Below are 1926 nucleotides of genomic sequence, written 5' to 3' on the forward strand. Positions count from 1 at the left end.
TGTGTGCCCTGCATATGCAGGACACACCCCGAAAGCTTTTCAAATAGTTCAAAAATACAAATTTTGACTACAAAAACTAATTTTCGGGGTGTTATTTTTCCAGAGGGTGTGAGTCCCTTAACCGCGAGAGTAACGTCTCGAAGGTTTAGTACGTGACAAGGTGGTTTACCGCGAGGTATGCACTGAAGGAAGTCAAACGGCAAAAGTCTGTACTGACGAACAGAAAGTACATAAGAGGCATAGCAGTAAGGATGAGTATCCACAGCAATACGAAGTCCAAAACAGTGTTCTGAACATGCTACTAAATCAGATTACTGTCATGTAGATGTACCAGGAATAGACGGAAGGAAAAAGCGGTTACTAGGGGAGGTCTCTTAGATTACGAGTTAATCACAAAGAGAAGTCAGCAGAGGTCATAGTACTTGAAAGCAACGAGGTGTGAATAGATACCGCACAGGTCTCACAAACAAGGAAGGACTGAACGCAAAGAGGTTTTCAATAAGTAATGGAATCTTGCCTAGGTAGATAGCCCTACTTAACGAAAACAGGTTAAAACAAAACTAAGATGATTGAAAAAGTAGTACATCCATACAACTTTCAAAAAGCATTGGAACACGTCATTGCCAATAAAGGTAGTGCAGGTGTTGATGGCGTTTCTATCAAAGAACTCCGCAAGGTATTCCCAGAAAAGAAAGACCAGTTAATTATGGAAATAAAACAAGGAAATTATCAAATTCAACCCATTTTAGGAATAGAAATTCCCAAAGGCAACGGAAAAACCCGATTATTGGGAGTTCCCACAACAAGCGAACGAGTGTTGCAACAAGCGGTTTCACAAAGCATCGCACCTTTATTTGAACCCGAATTCAAACCCAGCAGTTTTGGATTTAGACCTAACAAAAATGCCCGACAAGCCGTTGGACAAGCACGGGACTACATCCATTCAGGACTGAACCACATTGTGGATATTGACTTGAAAAATTTCTTTGATGAAGTTGACCATTGTTTACTTCTGAATTTGTTGTTTCAAAAAGTGAAATGCAAAACCACAATGCAACTCATTCGCAAATGGCTTCGAGCACCGATTAAAATCAACGGAAAGCTACGAAAACGAAGAAAAGGCGTTCCGCAAGGTTCTCCTTTAAGCCCACTATTGTCTAACATCTTACTCCATCAATTGGATAAAGAAATGACCCGAAGAGGACATAAATTCGTTCGTTACGCTGATGATTTTAGTATCTACTGCAAGAGCCATAATCAAGCGAAAGCTACGAGCGTAGTGATTGAAAAGTTCCTTAAGAACAAGCTCAAACTAACCATCAACGAGGAAAAGAGTGGGATTAGAAAACCCTCTAACTTTACGTTACTTGGCTTTGGATTTGTGCCCGTTTACAATAAAGGAAGTAAGAATCAATACCAACTCGTAGTAGCCGAAAAGGCATGGAAAAACCTAAAGATGCGACTCAAAAGCATTACCCGAAAAACCACTCCAGCCAAACTAGAAGAACGTATCACCAAGATAAAGGAAATCCAACGAGGATGGTTAAACTATTTTCGAGGAACCAACATCATGGGGAAATTACGAGATATCGATGGTTGGCTACGGAATCGCATCCGCTACTGCATTTGGAAGGATTGGAAGAAACCCGAAAGGAAAAGGAAAAACCTGATTCGATTGGGCGTAGACCAAGACCACGCCTATGCATGGAGCAGAACGAGAAAGGGTGGTTGGGCGATTGCCCAAAGTCCCATTTTAGGAACAACTATTACTTTGAAACGCTTGAAACAAAAAGGATATGAATCCTTAACGGAAATCTACATTCAACTCAACCCATCTCTTTGCGAACCGCCGAGTACGTGACCCGTACGCTCGGTGGTGTGAGAGGCGCACTCCGTCAGTTTCTGGCGGAGCCGTCTACTCGATTA

General features: G+C 41.8%; 1 protein-coding gene. It reads left to right on the plus strand.

What is annotated here, in order from left to right:
- Positions 1–565 precede the first annotated feature (565 nt).
- Positions 566–1861, plus strand: coding sequence for a group II intron reverse transcriptase/maturase (gene ltrA, locus DPN68_RS12975; RefSeq protein ID WP_113990043.1), 1296 nt, complete (start codon positions 566–568; stop codon positions 1859–1861).
- Positions 1862–1926: the final 65 nt, after the last annotated feature.

Origin of the sequence: Flavobacterium tibetense, from assembly GCF_003293845.1 — a bacterium.
Lineage (GTDB): Bacteria > Bacteroidota > Bacteroidia > Flavobacteriales > Flavobacteriaceae > Flavobacterium > Flavobacterium tibetense.